15 protein-coding genes are annotated in these 14,531 nt (G+C 54.7%); 12 read left to right on the top strand and 3 right to left on the bottom strand.

From position 1 onward, the window contains the following. Positions 1-16 precede the first annotated feature (16 nt). Positions 17-2,569, bottom strand: a complete 2,553-nt coding sequence (mrcA, locus tag JGF26_RS18605; RefSeq protein WP_164881346.1) for a peptidoglycan glycosyltransferase/peptidoglycan DD-transpeptidase MrcA — start codon at positions 2,567-2,569, stop codon at positions 17-19. 120 nt (positions 2,570-2,689) lie between these two features. Here mrcA and JGF26_RS18600 point away from each other — a divergent pair, with 120 nt between their 5' ends. From JGF26_RS18600 to trpS, 12 genes are all read left to right on the top strand, one after another. Next, positions 2,690-3,466: a DNA utilization protein HofM gene (locus JGF26_RS18600; RefSeq protein ID WP_134708545.1), complete on the top strand. Its 777-nt coding sequence runs from the start codon at positions 2,690-2,692 to the stop codon at positions 3,464-3,466. Then, the gene (locus JGF26_RS18595) at positions 3,463-3,957 is read left to right on the top strand and encodes a PilN domain-containing protein (protein ID WP_128348355.1); all 495 of its coding nucleotides are present in this window, start codon (positions 3,463-3,465) and stop codon (positions 3,955-3,957) included. The genes JGF26_RS18600 and JGF26_RS18595 overlap by 4 nt, the downstream gene beginning before the upstream one ends. 3 nt (positions 3,958-3,960) lie before the next feature. Next, entirely contained in the window at positions 3,961-4,422 is a 462-nt protein-coding gene (locus tag JGF26_RS18590; RefSeq protein ID WP_028018019.1) for a hypothetical protein, read from the top strand. Beyond that, positions 4,412-4,816 carry a HofP DNA utilization family protein gene (locus JGF26_RS18585; protein ID WP_049007364.1) on the top strand — a complete coding sequence of 135 codons (405 nt, stop codon included), beginning with the start codon at positions 4,412-4,414 and terminating at the stop codon, positions 4,814-4,816. Before JGF26_RS18590 ends, JGF26_RS18585 begins: the two co-directional genes overlap by 11 nt. Next, positions 4,728-5,966 carry a DNA uptake porin HofQ gene (gene hofQ / locus JGF26_RS18580; RefSeq protein WP_049007363.1) on the top strand — a complete coding sequence of 413 codons (1,239 nt, stop codon included), beginning with the start codon at positions 4,728-4,730 and terminating at the stop codon, positions 5,964-5,966. Before JGF26_RS18585 ends, hofQ begins: the two co-directional genes overlap by 89 nt. 286 nt (positions 5,967-6,252) lie before the next feature. Then, a complete protein-coding gene (gene aroK / locus JGF26_RS18575; protein WP_003861630.1) occupies positions 6,253-6,774 on the top strand; it encodes a shikimate kinase AroK in 522 nt (173 codons plus the stop codon). A 57-nt stretch (positions 6,775-6,831) separates the two neighbouring features. Next, positions 6,832-7,920, top strand: coding sequence for a 3-dehydroquinate synthase (aroB, locus tag JGF26_RS18570; RefSeq protein ID WP_028018016.1), 1,089 nt, complete (start codon positions 6,832-6,834; stop codon positions 7,918-7,920). A 92-nt stretch (positions 7,921-8,012) separates the two neighbouring features. Then, on the top strand, positions 8,013-9,320 hold the full coding sequence (gene damX / locus JGF26_RS18565) for a cell division protein DamX (RefSeq protein ID WP_128348352.1): 1,308 nt from the start codon (positions 8,013-8,015) through the stop codon (positions 9,318-9,320). Positions 9,321-9,387: 67 nt separating this feature from the next. After that, positions 9,388-10,200 carry an adenine-specific DNA-methyltransferase gene (gene dam / locus JGF26_RS18560; RefSeq protein WP_028018014.1) on the top strand — a complete coding sequence of 271 codons (813 nt, stop codon included), beginning with the start codon at positions 9,388-9,390 and terminating at the stop codon, positions 10,198-10,200. Positions 10,201-10,241: 41 nt separating this feature from the next. Then, on the top strand, positions 10,242-10,919 hold the full coding sequence (gene rpe / locus JGF26_RS18555) for a ribulose-phosphate 3-epimerase (RefSeq protein ID WP_008503032.1): 678 nt from the start codon (positions 10,242-10,244) through the stop codon (positions 10,917-10,919). Continuing rightward, complete coding sequence (gph, locus tag JGF26_RS18550; protein WP_028018013.1) at positions 10,912-11,673, top strand: phosphoglycolate phosphatase; 762 nt, start codon at positions 10,912-10,914, stop codon at positions 11,671-11,673. The genes rpe and gph overlap by 8 nt, the downstream gene beginning before the upstream one ends. Beyond that, entirely contained in the window at positions 11,666-12,670 is a 1,005-nt protein-coding gene (trpS, locus tag JGF26_RS18545; RefSeq protein WP_028018012.1) for a tryptophan--tRNA ligase, read from the top strand. Before gph ends, trpS begins: the two co-directional genes overlap by 8 nt. A gap of 81 nt (positions 12,671-12,751) precedes the next feature. On the opposite strand, the gene JGF26_RS18540 is transcribed toward trpS, so the two are convergent. After that, complete coding sequence (locus JGF26_RS18540; protein ID WP_028018011.1) at positions 12,752-12,922, bottom strand: YhfL family protein; 171 nt, start codon at positions 12,920-12,922, stop codon at positions 12,752-12,754. Between the two features lie 142 nt (positions 12,923-13,064). Then, positions 13,065-14,438, bottom strand: coding sequence for a siroheme synthase CysG (gene cysG / locus JGF26_RS18535; RefSeq protein WP_128348350.1), 1,374 nt, complete (start codon positions 14,436-14,438; stop codon positions 13,065-13,067). Positions 14,439-14,531 lie beyond the last annotated feature (93 nt).

Raw genomic sequence — 14,531 nt, 5'->3', positions numbered from 1 at the left:
TATCGGGCATTTTTATTTAGAACAGCTCGTGCGTTTCGCCGTTATCAATAATCTCAGTACCCACCTCATGCACCGCCTGTGTGGTTGGCTGCGTGCCCTCGATGAAATACTCTTCGCGACTATTCCCGCCGTTGGCGAGCTGGCCCGTACTGCGGTCGATATTGACTGTCACCACGCCTGGTGGTGGCGTCAGCGGCTGCTCTGGAACACCTTCAAGAACAGATTTCATATAGGCATCCCAGGCAGGTTGCGCACTTTTCGCACCGCCTTCATAGCCGGAAATCTGATCTTTAATCGCACCAGATGCCGTTGTACGGCCTAAGTCGCGACGATGATCGTCGAAACCGATCCAGACTGAGGTCACCACACCCGGCCCGTAGCCGGAGAACCACGCATCTTTCGAGCTGTTGGTTGTCCCTGTCTTACCGCCGATGTCATGACGCTGCAAATCACGTCCTGCACGCCAGCCGGTACCTTGCCAGCCTGGTTCACCGAAGATGTTAGTATTCAGCGCGCTTTTGATCAGGAACGACAGCGGCGTGTTGATCACATGCGGGGCATACTCCTGTGCACCTGTCTGCGCCACCAGCGCCTGGTTCGCCTGTTCCAGTTGTGGCTGCGGTACTACGCCGTTCTGCTGCTCCTGAGACACAGCAACGTCTTCCATGTCCTTGTTCTCAAGCACGTCAGATTTCGGCGTATTGCCGTAAATGACCGGAATATCGCAGTCAGGACAGGCAATTTTCGGCTTCGCTTCAAACAGTACGCCGCCCTGATCGTTCTCGATTTTACTGATGAAATACGGATCAATCAGGAAGCCACCGTTGGCCATTACCGAGTATCCGCGTGCAACCTGAAGCGGCGTAAAGGAGGCTGAGCCTAACGCCAGCGATTCGGTGCGAACGATGTTCTGCGCCGGGAAACCGAAGCGTTGCAGATACTCGGCAGCATAGTCGACGCCCATCGCGCGCATGGCACGCACCATTACCACGTTTTTCGATTGTCCCAGACCCTGACGAAGACGAATAGGGCCGGCATATTCCGCCGGGGAGTTCTTCGGCTGCCAGTCGGAACCGGCACCGGCATCCCAGCGAGAGATGGGAACGTCGTTAAGGATGCTGGCAAGGGTCAGGCCCTTATCCATCGCGGCAGTGTAGAGGAACGGCTTGATATTGGAACCGACCTGACGCAGTGCCTGGGTAGCACGGTTAAATTTGCTCTGGTTAAAATCGAACCCACCGACCAGGGCCATTACAGCTCCGTTCTGAGGATTAATGGAGACCAGAGCCGAGTTAACGTCCGGAACCTGCGCCAGCCACCAGGCCTCACCTACCTTGCGCACCCAGATTTGCTGTCCGGTTTGTACCGCATCGGTCACTTTACGCGGCGTTGCGCCTTGCAGGGTATCTGAACGGTACGGACGCGCCCAACGGATGCCATCCATACGCAGGGAGACTGAGGTGCCGTCCGCGAGCGTCGCAACGGCTTCCTGAGGATCGGCTTGAGTGACCACGGCAGGAAGGAGCGGACCATAGGTTGGCAGCGCTTTCAGCGTACCGGTGATTTTTTTGCTGTCCCACGCGCTTTCGCCCACTTTCCAGAGCACGTTTGACGGGCCGCGATAGCCGTGACGCATATCGTAATCCATCACGTTATTACGCACCGCTTCCTGTGCTGCCTGCTGAACCTTGCGGGTAACAGTAGTGTAAACGCGATAACCATCTTCGTAGGCCTTATCACCATAACGATTCACCATTTCCTGGCGAACCATTTCGGTCAGATAAGGGGCAGAGAAGGCGATCTCAGGGGCGTGATAGTTGGCATCAATAACATCATTACGTGCCTGGTCGTACTCGCTCTGGCTGATATAGCCTTCACTCAACATACGGGACAGAACGACGTTACGACGCGCGGTGGCGCGATCGAGCGAGTAGAGCGGGTTAAACGTAGAAGGCGCTTTCGGCAGACCCGCGATGGTTGCCATTTCGCTTAAGGTGAGTTGCTCAACTGGTTTACCGAAGTACACCTGTGCGGCAGCCCCCACACCATAGGCGCGGTAGCCCAAATAGATTTTATTGAGGTACAGCTCAAGGATCTCGTCTTTGCTCAACAGCTGCTCGATACGGATCGCAAGGAAGACCTCTTTGATCTTACGGATCAGCGTCTTTTCCGGACTGAGGAAGAAGTTACGTGCCAGCTGTTGCGTAATGGTACTCGCCCCCTGAGAGGCATGACCGGAGAACAACGCAATGCTTGCGGCACGGAAAATCCCCACCGGATCGACACCATGGTGCTCGTAAAAACGGCTGTCCTCAGTGGCGATAAAGGCTTTCACCATAACAGGTGGAATTTGGTTTAAGGTCAGCGGAATACGGCGCTTCTCGCCATACTGCGCCATCAACTCGCCATCGGCGCTATAGACTTGCATCGGGATCTGGAGTCGCACATCGCGAAGCGTAGCGACATCAGGTAGCTGTGGCTCAATATATTTGTACAAACCGTAAATCGAGCCTGCTCCCAGCAGAATGCAACAGACTGCAAGGATGAATAAATACTTTACGAACTTCACCGGAGATTTCCCATTTGGTTTCACTTGGGCAGTTTCTAAACAATCGCGCGGTAGTATAAAGGCAAGCCTGATTCATTGATATAGCCGTCACGGTGACGGGCGATAAGGAGATCGTGAAGCATGGCTTTCAAAACATGGCAAACGGGCGTTCATATTCAACAGGATAGGGTGCTTATCGTCGCATTGGCCCGGGAAAGAACTGACTGGTGCTTGCGTCGCTGGTGGGCAATCCCTCTGACCGAAGGCGTCATTCGGGAAGGTAAAATATGCCAGCCAGAACAGCTGGTTGACGCGTTGCGCGACTGGCGGAAGACGTTGCCGCACCACCACCGTGTGTTCCTCTCTTTCCCGGCAGCACGCACCCTGCAACGCTCACTTCCCCGCCCGGGCATTGCGCTGCGCGACAGCGAGCAACTTTCATGGCTGGGCGCGGCACTCTCGCGCGAACTGGAGATACCAGCAGAAACGCTCTGTTTCGATTACGTGCAGGACACGTTCAGCAACACATTTCATGTTACCGCCGCACAAAACAAAGAGGTTGAAACTCTCCTGGCGCTGGCGAAAACGCTACGTTTGCGGCTGGTTACGATTACCCCGGATGCCAGCGCACTGGCGAACCTTCTTCCCGCAGTTGCCCCGGCGTATTGCGTCGCCTGGCGAGATGAACATCAGTGGCTTTGGGCTATGCGTCATCAGTGGGGACGCCGCTTTACCACAGAAGCTGCAAACGTGACGGAACTGGCGGCGCTGCTGGCTCTGAGTCCGGGCGATATCGCGCTGTTTGATAGCCGACGTGACCCATGGGAAACCCTGGAGCGCTGCCATGCCCCGCTACCGGAATGCGGTGCTGATTACACCGTCGCGCTGGCGTTGGCCATGAGCGAGGTCCCTGAGTGAACATGACGAACTTTATACCGTGGCGACAGCAACGGCGGGCGCGTTGTCTGCGTTTCTGGGGCGCGATGTTCGTCGGCGCATGGCTGGTGATGCTGATGGTCATTTTCTGCCTGAGGATAAACCACCTGGTGAGGCTGCACGCTCTGCGAGCTGAACTGGCGGGAATGCAGTCCGTGCGTCACACGCTTATGTCTCGCCAGACGCTGACCACAGAGGTGCCGATGCCTGCACTGAAACGTCAACGACACGCATGGCAACCGGTGCTGGAATCACTTGCCAGCGTCATGCCGCCGCAGGTCTGGCTGACTGAACTGCGTTACCAGCCTCCTGCTCTGATGCTTATCGGGTATGCCACTACCCTGCCAGCTCTTTCTGCGCTGCGTGATGTACCTGGACAACTCGACGGGTTCACGACAGGACCCGCAGGGGAGATCCGCCAGGATAGCCAGGGACACTGGATGTTCACATTTAATCTGAAAAGTGAGAGGTAACGTGTGGACACCCTGTTGGAACGCTGGTGCGAAAACCGTCCATGGCATCGGGTGCTTTGCTGGTGTCTGAGTATTCTCTTTGCCGGGCTGGCCGCATGGAGCATGTTGCTCCGCCCAGTAGACAGGCTGTGTGCTGAGCTCCAGCGGCAATTGATGCAGGATGCCCGGGCTAATGCATCGCTATGGCCCGCAGCCAGTAAGATACCTTTTAGCCCTGCCTCTCCGAAAGTGCAGGAGATGCAGCCCTTTTCACCGCTCGATTTTCAGGGGGACGGTATGAAATTGGTTCACTGGAAGCCGTCGCAAAGGGGAGGAGAACTGACGCTGGATGCTGAATGGCCGGCGATCCCGACCATTTTTTCCCTGCTGGCACAGCGGGATGTGCAGGTCGCGGCTTTCGCTATTGCGCCACAGGATGCGTTGTTACGCCTGCGGCTGGAGCTGGAGTCAGATCATGCGAAATAGTGTGCGTTGCTTGCTGGTTTGTTCGGTGCTGACATTGACCGGTATGCGCGATCCGTTTCGCCCGCCGGACGATCCTTGCAGTCGTGGTCAACTGTTGCAGTGGCACTACCGCGGTATGGTGGCGGGTCATGAAACGGTTGGCATCTTACAGGATGGGCAAAAGCGCTGGTATCGCCTGAAAACGCATCAGCGCTTCCCGGTGGGCTGGCAGGTAAAAGCCATCAATGAGTCAGCACTGGTTGTTGATGTGGGTGACACATGTGAACCTGGACAATGGACGTGGCAACGAGAAGGAACGATTAAAAATGAACTTAAGGATAATGCTGTTGCTGCTGGCGTTCTGCCAACCGCTGTGGGCCACCGTACCAAAACCCGTCACGCTGGTGGTGGATGATGTTCCTGTGGTTCAGGTGCTACAGGCACTGGTCGCGCAGGAGAACCGTAATCTGGTGGTATCACCGGATGTTAGCGGCTCGCTTTCACTTAACCTGACGCGCGTCCCCTGGCGACAAGCGCTACAGACGGTGGTCACCAGCGCCGGACTTGTTATACGGGAGGAGGGTGGCATTTTTTATGTCCATACTACGGCCTGGCAGCGCGAACAGCGGGAGCGTTCAGAGCAGGAGCGGACGCGTCGGCAGCTGGATGCCCCGCTGGTCTCACAAAGTCTCTCATTTTCTTACGCCGATGCCGGGGAGCTACAAAAAGCAGCCGAAAAACTCCTGAGCCCAAAAGGGAGTTTATCACTCGACAAGCGCACTAACCGCCTGTTGGTTCGGGATAATAAGACGGTGGTGGATACGCTGCAGCGCTGGGCCGCTCAGATGGATATTCCCGTCGAGCAGGTAGAGCTTGCGGCGCATATTGTGACCATCAATGAAAAAAGCCTGCGTGAGCTAGGGGTGAAGTGGAATCTTGCCGACGCCACCGACGCGGGCAAAGTTGGTCAGCTCACCACTCTTGGCAGCGATCTTTCCGTAGCCAGCGCCACCAGCCACGTGGGTTTTAATATCGGGCGAATTAATGGTCGGCTGCTGGATCTGGAGTTGTCAGCACTGGAGCAAAAACAGCAGGTTGATATCATCGCCAGCCCGCGACTGCTGGCCTCGCACATGCAACCGGCCAGCATCAAACAGGGGAGTGAGATCCCGTATCAGGTTTCAAGCGGTGAAAGCGGGGCGACCTCCGTTGAGTTTAAAGAGGCGGTATTAGGGATGGAGGTGACGCCCGTGGTATTGCCGGGGGGACGCGTGCGTCTGAAATTACACATCAGTGAAAATATGCCGGGGCAGGTGCTTCAGCAGGCTGACGGTGAAACGCTGGCAATCGACAAACAGGAGATCGAAACGCAGGTGGAGGTAAAAAGCGGAGAAACACTGGCGCTGGGTGGAATTTTTTCGCAGAAGAACAAAACCGGCAGCGACAGCGTGCCGGGGCTGGGGAAAATCCCATGGCTTGGACAGCTTTTTCGTCATGATGGAAAAGACAACGAACGACGTGAGTTAGTGGTGTTTATTACACCACGTCTGGTCGGTATTCACTGACGGGTAACGATCCCCGCAATGATTTTGCATTCAGTTTGTTGCAGATGTTTGACGTGGGGCATGAATTAGCATACAAGGAGTACCGATTTGAGTTGGACTTACGTCTTATTACCTTATGCGCCCGGCGCGGTGATTTAATCAGTTGCCAAACAAGCCGGAGTATTGAGATAATTTTTAGTCTGACTCTCGCTCTATTGCATATGAGGTTTCAGTTCATGTCCTGCTACGCTGGGTGTCTGCGAAGCGGGGATTACCATTAACGAATAGTCTTAGTAGTACCGATAAAATGGCAGAGAAACGCAATATCTTTCTGGTTGGGCCTATGGGTGCCGGCAAAAGCACTATTGGGCGTCAGTTAGCTCAACAACTCAATATGGAATTTTACGATTCTGATCAAGAGATTGAGAAACGAACCGGAGCTGATGTGGGCTGGGTTTTCGACGTAGAAGGCGAAGAAGGTTTCCGTGACCGAGAAGAAAAAGTGATCAACGAACTCACGGAAAAACAGGGCATTGTGCTGGCAACAGGCGGCGGCTCTGTAAAATCTCGCGAAACCCGCAACCGTCTCTCCGCCCGTGGCGTAGTGGTCTATCTTGAAACGACCATCGAGAAACAGCTGGCACGTACGCAGCGTGATAAAAAGCGCCCGCTGCTGCAGGTTGAAACGCCACCACGCGAAGTTCTGGAAGCGTTGGCCGATGAACGCAATCCGCTGTACGAAGAGATTGCTGATGTGACCATTCGTACTGACGATCAGAGCGCTAAAGTGGTTGCAAACCAGATTATTCATATGCTGGAAAGCAACTGATTCTGGCTTTATATACACTCGCCTGCGGGTAAAAGCATTAAAGGTGGATGTCGCGTCATGGAGAGGATTACAGTTACTCTCGGGGAACGTAGTTACCCTATCACCATCGCGGCTGGTTTGTTTAACGACCCAGCTTCCTTTTTACCACTGAAAGCGGGTGATCAGGCGATGCTGGTCACCAACGAGACGCTGGCTCCGCTTTATCTTGACCGTGTACGCCACCTGCTAGAGCAGGCGGGCGTAAAAGTCGACAGTGTCATTCTGCCCGATGGCGAGCAGTATAAAAGTCTGACGGTACTGGATACCGTCTTTACCGCATTGCTGCAAAAACCGCATGGTCGCGATACAACATTGCTTGCCCTGGGCGGCGGTGTTGTGGGCGATCTCACCGGCTTTGCGGCTGCAAGCTATCAACGTGGTGTCCGTTTTATTCAGATTCCGACTACGTTGCTGTCTCAGGTCGACTCTTCTGTTGGCGGCAAAACTGCGGTCAACCATCCGCTTGGCAAAAACATGATTGGCGCATTCTACCAGCCCGCATCGGTGGTGGTGGATCTCGACTGTCTGAAAACGCTGCCGAAGCGAGAGCTGGCTTCGGGTCTTGCTGAAGTGATCAAATACGGCATTATTCTGGATGGCGAGTTCTTTGACTGGCTTGAAGAGAATATGGATGCGTTGCTGCGCCTGGATGAGGCTAAACTGGCATATTGCATCCGTCGTTGTTGTGAGCTGAAAGCGGAAGTTGTCGCAGCAGACGAGCGTGAAACGGGCTTACGTGCTTTACTGAATCTTGGGCATACGTTTGGTCACGCGATTGAAGCCGAAATGGGTTACGGTAACTGGCTTCACGGTGAAGCGGTTGCTGCCGGAATGGTGATGGCTGCTCGCACCTCTGAACGTCTGGGGCAGTTTAAACCGGATGAAACGGCGCGCATCATCGCGCTGCTTGAGCGTGCAGGCTTGCCGGTGACCGGGCCGCAAGAGATGTCGGCACAAGCGTATTTACCCCACATGATGCGCGATAAAAAAGTATTGGCAGGTGAGATGCGTCTTGTACTCCCGCTTGCAATAGGGAAGAGTGAAGTGCGCGGCGGAGTGCCGCACGATGTCGTTCTTGGCGCTATCGCTGATTGTCAGCAGGCGTAACAACTAGAAAGGTCAGGCCACTGTTGCAGGTGGTCGTTTAGCTTCAGGTGAAATGCAAAGTCGTTGGCATAAGCCTTTGAGTGGGGTGTTAAATGGATGAATTCAAACCAGAAGACGAGCTGAAACCCGATCCCAGCGATCGTCGTACTGGTCGTTCTCGTCAATCTTCAGAACGTGATAACGAGCCGCAGATCAACTTTGACGATGTTGATCTGGATGCAGACGATCGTCGCCCCTCGCGCAGCCGCAACGCGCACGATGAGCGAGCAGAAGAGGATTATGAGTCCGAAGAAGATTCAATGGACGAAGAGCCTGTAGAGCGTCGCCCGCGTAAACGTAAGAAAGCCGCTGCACCAAAACCGGCTTCCCGCCAGTATCTTATGATGGGGCTTGGCGTGTTGGTACTTGTGCTGCTGATTGTCGGCATTGGTTCTGCACTTAAAGCACCATCAACGAACTCAACCGAGCAAACCGCTTCCGCTGAGAAGAGCATCAACCTCTCCGGTAACGATGCGGCTAATCAGGCAAATGGCGCGCAGCCTGCACCGGGTACTACCCCTGCAGAGCAGACCGCAGGAAACACCACAGCACCAGCACCACAGGATGTTTCTCTGCCGCCCGTTTCCTCAAACCCAGCTCAGAGCCAGGCACCTGTTACGCCTGAAGGTCAGCAGCGTGTAGAAGTTCAGGGAGACCTGAATAATGCACTGACGCAGCCGCAAAACCAGCAGCAGATGGATAACGCCGTGGTTAACTCTACGCTGCCAACTGAACCTGCAACCGTTGCCCCGGTTCGCGGTGGTAACGCTCAGCCGCAAACTGCTGCGACCGAAACCAAGCCGCGCCAGACGCAGACTGCAACACGTCCTGAACGTAAGCAGGCGGTGATTGAACCTAAACGCGAAACTAAACCTCAGGCAGTGGTGAAAGCGCCTGAAGTGAAAGCTGTTCCGGCGCAGCCGAAACATACTGAAACGGCTGCGGTGAGCGAGCCAGCAAAAGCGCCAGTTACACAGACTGCACCGAAAGCCACGGCGAGCACGACAGCACCGACGACGACTGCTGCACCTGCGGCATCTGCAACAGCCTCCAGCGCTGCAGCAGGCAAAACAGCAGGTAACGTAGGTTCGCTTAAAGCTGCACCTTCCAGCAACTACACGCTGCAGCTGAGCAGTTCGTCTAACTATGACAACCTCAACAGTTGGGCGAAGAAATCCAATCTGAAAAACTACGTGGTTTATCAGACGACCCGTAACGGTCAGCCGTGGTATGTGTTGGTCAGCGGCGTTTATACGTCTAAAGATGAAGCGAAGCGTGCCGTAGCGACGTTGCCTGCTGATGTTCAGGCAAAAAACCCGTGGGCGAAGCCGATTCATCAGGTTCAGGCCGATCTGAAGTAATGTTTAAAGCGCAGGATGCTGTCGGAGCTTTCTCCACAGCCGGAGAAGGTGTAATCAGTTAGTCAGCATGAAAAAAAATCGCGCTTTTCTGAAATGGGCAGGGGGGAAATACCCCCTGCTCGATGATATTAAAAAGCACCTGCCGAAAGGTGAGTGTCTTATCGAGCCCTTCGTGGGCGCGGGATCGGTGTTCCTGAACACCGATTTTTCTCGTTATATCCTGGCGGATATCAACAGCGACCTTATCAGCCTCTATAACATCGTCAAACTGCGTACCGATGAGTATGTCGCAGAGGCGCGTAAACTGTTTACGCCTGAGAACAATAACCCGGACATTTACTACCAGTTCCGCGCGGAGTTCAATCAGAGTGAGGATTCGTTCCGCCGGGCGTTGTTGTTCCTCTATCTTAACCGACATGGCTACAACGGCCTGTGTCGGTATAATCTTCGTGGTGAATTTAACGTGCCTTTTGGACGCTATAAGCGGCCGTATTTCCCACAGGACGAGCTGTATCACTTTGCTGAAAAAGCACAGAATGCTGAGTTTCACTGCCTCTCCTATGAAGAGTGTATGGAACTGGCAGGCGTAAATTCGGTGGTTTACTGTGACCCCCCTTACGCGCCGCTGTCTGCGACGGCGAATTTCACTGCCTATCACACCAACAGCTTCAGCCCTGCCGAGCAGGCGCGCCTGGCTGAGATGGCGGAAAAGCTGGTCAGCAAAAGAATTCCGGTGTTAATTTCGAATCACGACACGCCTGATACGCGCGAATGGTACAAAGCCGCGAAGCATTTTCAGGTTAAGGTGCGGCGTAGCATCAGCAGCAACGGCGGCACACGTAAAAAGGTGGACGAACTCCTGGCTCTTTATCGCCCCTGAGCCGTTTTGCCCGCCGGTAAACACATTTCAAGGAGAAGCGGATGAAACAGTTTTTGATTGCTCCCTCAATTCTGTCGGCCGATTTTGCCCGCCTGGGTGAAGACACTGCCAACGCACTGGCGGCAGGCGCGGATGTCGTCCATTTCGACGTGATGGATAACCACTACGTTCCTAACCTGACCATCGGTCCGATGGTGCTTAAGGCGCTGCGTAACTATGGCATTACCGCCCCGATCGACGTACACCTGATGGTGAAACCGGTTGACCGCATCGTGCCGGATTTTGCCGCAGCGGGAGCCAGCATCATCACCTTCCACCCGGAAGCCTCTGAACATGTGGATCGCACGCTGCAGCTGATCAAAGAGAACGGCTGTAAGGCGGGTCTGGTGTTTAACCCGGCAACGCCGCTGAGCTATCTTGATTATGTGATGGATAAGCTGGACGTAATTTTGCTGATGTCCGTTAACCCAGGCTTTGGCGGCCAGTCGTTCATTCCTCACACGCTGGATAAGCTGCGTGAAGTGCGTCGTCGTATTGATGAATCAGGCTACGACATTCGTCTGGAAGTGGATGGCGGTGTGAAAGTGAATAATATTGGTGAAATTGCGGCAGCGGGCGCGGATATGTTCGTTGCAGGTTCGGCAATTTTCGACCAACCGGATTACAAAAAAGTCATTGATGAAATGCGCCGTGAACTGGCGAAGGTAAGTCATGGATAAATTGCAGACAATTCGGGGTGTGGCATTCGACCTCGACGGCACGCTGGTCGACAGCGCGCCGGGCTTAACAAGCGCCGTTGACCAGGCGCTGTATGCGCTTGAACTCCCCGTTGCGGGTGAAGAGCGCGTGGTAACGTGGATCGGCAACGGCGCTGACGTGCTGATGGAGCGTGCGTTGACGTGGGCTCGCCAGGAGCGTGCGTCGCAGCGTTCGGCGCAGGGTAAACCGAGCGTCGATCACGCCGACATCCCGAAGGACGAGCAACTGCGTATTCTGCGCAAACTGTTCGATCGTTTCTATGAAGAGACCGTCGAGGAAGGGAGTTTCCTGTTCCCGGACGTCCAGGAAACCCTGAGCACACTGCATGCGAAAGGCATCCCGCTGGGGCTGGTAACCAACAAGCCAACGCCGTTTGTTGCACCTCTGCTTGAAGCGCTGGATATCGCGAAGTATTTCACCGTCATTGTGGGTGGTGATGACGTGCAAAACAAAAAGCCGCATCCGGAACCGCTTCTGCTGGTGGCAGGTAAATTATCCTTAACGCCTGCGGAGCTGCTCTTTGTTGGTGATTCACGCAATGATATTCTGGCTGCCCGGGCGGCTGGGTGTCCTTCCGTCGGGTTAACCTACGGCTACAACTACGGTGAGGCCATCACCCTAAGTGAGCCGGACGTCGTGTTTGACCACTTCAAAGATTTGTTGCCCGTACTCGGGCTTTCACACAGTGAACATCAGGAATTGAATAATGACTAAGCCCATCGTTTTTAGTGGCGCACAGCCTTCAGGTGAATTGACCATTGGTAACTACATGGGTGCGTTACGTCAGTGGGTCAGCATGCAGGATGACTACCATTGCATTTATTGCATCGTCGATCTCCATGCGATTACCGCGCGTCAGGATCCTGAGAAACTGCGTAAAGCCACGCTGGATACCCTGGCGCTGTATCTGGCCTGCGGCATCGATCCTGAGAAGAGCACCATTTTCGTTCAGTCTCACGTGCCAGAGCACGCACAGCTGGGCTGGGCGCTGAACTGCTACACCTACTTCGGTGAGCTGAGCCGCATGACTCAGTTCAAGGATAAATCTGCACGCTATTCTGAAAACATCAACGCCGGTCTGTTTGACTATCCGGTACTGATGGCTGCAGACATTCTGCTGTATCAGACTAACCAGGTTCCTGTTGGTGAAGACCAGAAGCAGCACCTTGAGCTGAGCCGTGATATTGCCCAGCGCTTTAATGCGATTTATGGCGATGTGTTCAAGGTACCAGAGCCATTCATTCCGAAATCTGGCGCACGCGTGATGTCACTGCTGGAACCGACCAAAAAGATGTCCAAGTCTGACGATAACCGCAACAACGTTATCGGCCTGCTGGAAGATCCGAAATCGGTCGTGAAAAAGCTTAAGCGTGCGGTAACTGATTCCGACGAGCCACCTGTCGTGCGCTACGACGTGCAGAACAAAGCGGGCGTGTCCAACCTGCTGGATATTCTCTCCGGGGTTACTGGTCAGAGCATTCCTGAGCTGGAACAGCATTTTGAAGGCAAGATGTACGGCCACCTGAAAGGTGAAGTGGCGGATGCCGTTTCTGGCATGCTGACTGAGCTGCAGGAGCGCTATAACCGCTATCGTAACGACGAAGCTTTCCTGCAGAAGGTGATGAAAGACGGCGCGGAAAAAGCCAGTGCGCGCGCATCTGAAACCCTGAAAGCGGTGTATGAAGCGATTGGGTTTGTGGGTAAGCCTTAAGCTTGCTTTACCGCCACCTGACAAAAAATCGACTAAATAAAAAACCGGGAAATTCCCGGTTTTTTTACGCCTGAAAAACGCTTACTGCTGTGCCGCCGGGCCGCAACCACCGATGATCTTCGAAATGGAGATCGCCGGGTGCAGCAGATAATCGTAGCTGCAGTTATTTTTCGTGTTTTCTACACGACCGGTGCAAGCCGTCAGAGTCGATAACAGGCCGACCAGAACGGCGGCTTTTGCCAGTTTAAACATACGCATTCCTTGTCTGAAAACGAAAATGAGATGTAACTCAAGGGAATAAAGGGGAAAGTTCCACTTCGGGGCGGTATGTTATCGACAGCAGTAAGAGGGGAGTAGTCCGCTTAAAGACTACTCAGGGAAGGAATAATATGCGTTAGTGGTTGGAGAACCAGTTGAGTTTACCGCGCAGTTCCACCACGCGACCCACTACAATCAGCGCCGGGCTTTCAACCTGTTGCGCCAGTTCACCAAGCTGCGTCAGCACGCCATTTACCACGCGCTGCGTAATGGCGGTACCGTTTTCCACCAGTGCGACAGGCATATCTGCATCCATGCCGTGCTCAAGCAGTTTCGCCTGAATTGTGGCGGCCTGGTTCAGCCCCATATAGAACACCAGCGTCTGTTTTTCTGCGGCCAGGTTATGCCAGTCCAGCTCGCTGCCGGTTTTCAGGTGGCCCGTCACCAGACGCACGCTCTGAGCGTAGTCCCGGTGTGTCAGCGGAATGCCTGAGTAGGCTGAGCAACCGGATGCCGCCGTAATGCCGGGCACGACAGAGAACGGAATACCCGCGTCACACAGGGTTTCCAGCTCTTCACCGCCACGGCCAAAGATAAACGGATCACCACCTTTCAGACGCACCACGCGTTTTCCCTTTTGCGCCTCGCGCAGCAGGATCTGGTTAATCTCTTCCTGCGGCACGCAATGGTAGCCCGCGCGTTTGCCCACGAAAACACGGTCGGCGTCGCGGCGAACCAGGTTCATGATGTCATCGGAGACCAGGCGATCGTAAACCACAGTATCGGCCTGCTGGAGCTGCTGGAGACCTTTCAGCGTCAGCAAGCCAGCATCTCCCGGCCCTGCCCCCACCAGCACCACTTCGCCGCGGTGATCCAGCGGTTCGCTCAGCAACTGTTCGGTCGTCTCTTCAACGGCTTTCGTGTCCTGATTCGCCAGCGACTGCGCCAGCCTGTCGTTGACAAAGAATTTTTCCCAGAACCGACGTCGCTCAGCTACGGTTGCGAAGGTTTGCTTCACGCGTGAACGCAGCTGCCCGGCATAATGCGCAATCTGACCAAGATGCTGTGGCAGCACAGCCTCCAGTTTTTCCCGCAGCAGGCGAGCAAGTACCGGCGAGCGGCCACCGGACGACACCGCAATCATCAGCGGGGAACGGTCGATAATCGACGGCATGATGAAGCTGGCTTCTTTCGGCGCATCCACCACGTTGCAGAAGATACGGCGTACCTCACAGGCATCGCTCACGCGTTGGTTAACGGCATCATCGTCCGTCGCGGCAATCGTCAGCCAGCAGGTATCCAGCAGGGATTCATTAAACTCACCCTGCTCCAGCGTGAGCATTCCTGCCTGGGCCCAGACCTCAAACTGTGGGGCAAAGTCGAGGGCGTTGACGGTCAAACGGGCACCCGCTTCTAACAGCAGGCGCGCTTTGCGTTCGGCCACATCGCCGCCGCCCACGAGCAGGCAGTCGCGGTTGCGTAATTGACAAAAAATCGGCAAGTGATCCACGACGTTACCTCGTAGCATTTATGGAAGGGGTAAGAATTGACGTCAGGATAACAGCAGGGATCGTAAGGAACATACGAATTTCCTGCCGTTATC

Source organism: Enterobacter sp. E1 (genome assembly GCF_016809815.1).
Taxonomy (GTDB): Bacteria; Pseudomonadota; Gammaproteobacteria; order Enterobacterales; family Enterobacteriaceae; genus Enterobacter; species Enterobacter adelaidei.
The sequence above is the reverse complement of the archived record's forward strand: the minus strand, read 5'-3'. Positions and strand labels throughout refer to the sequence as shown.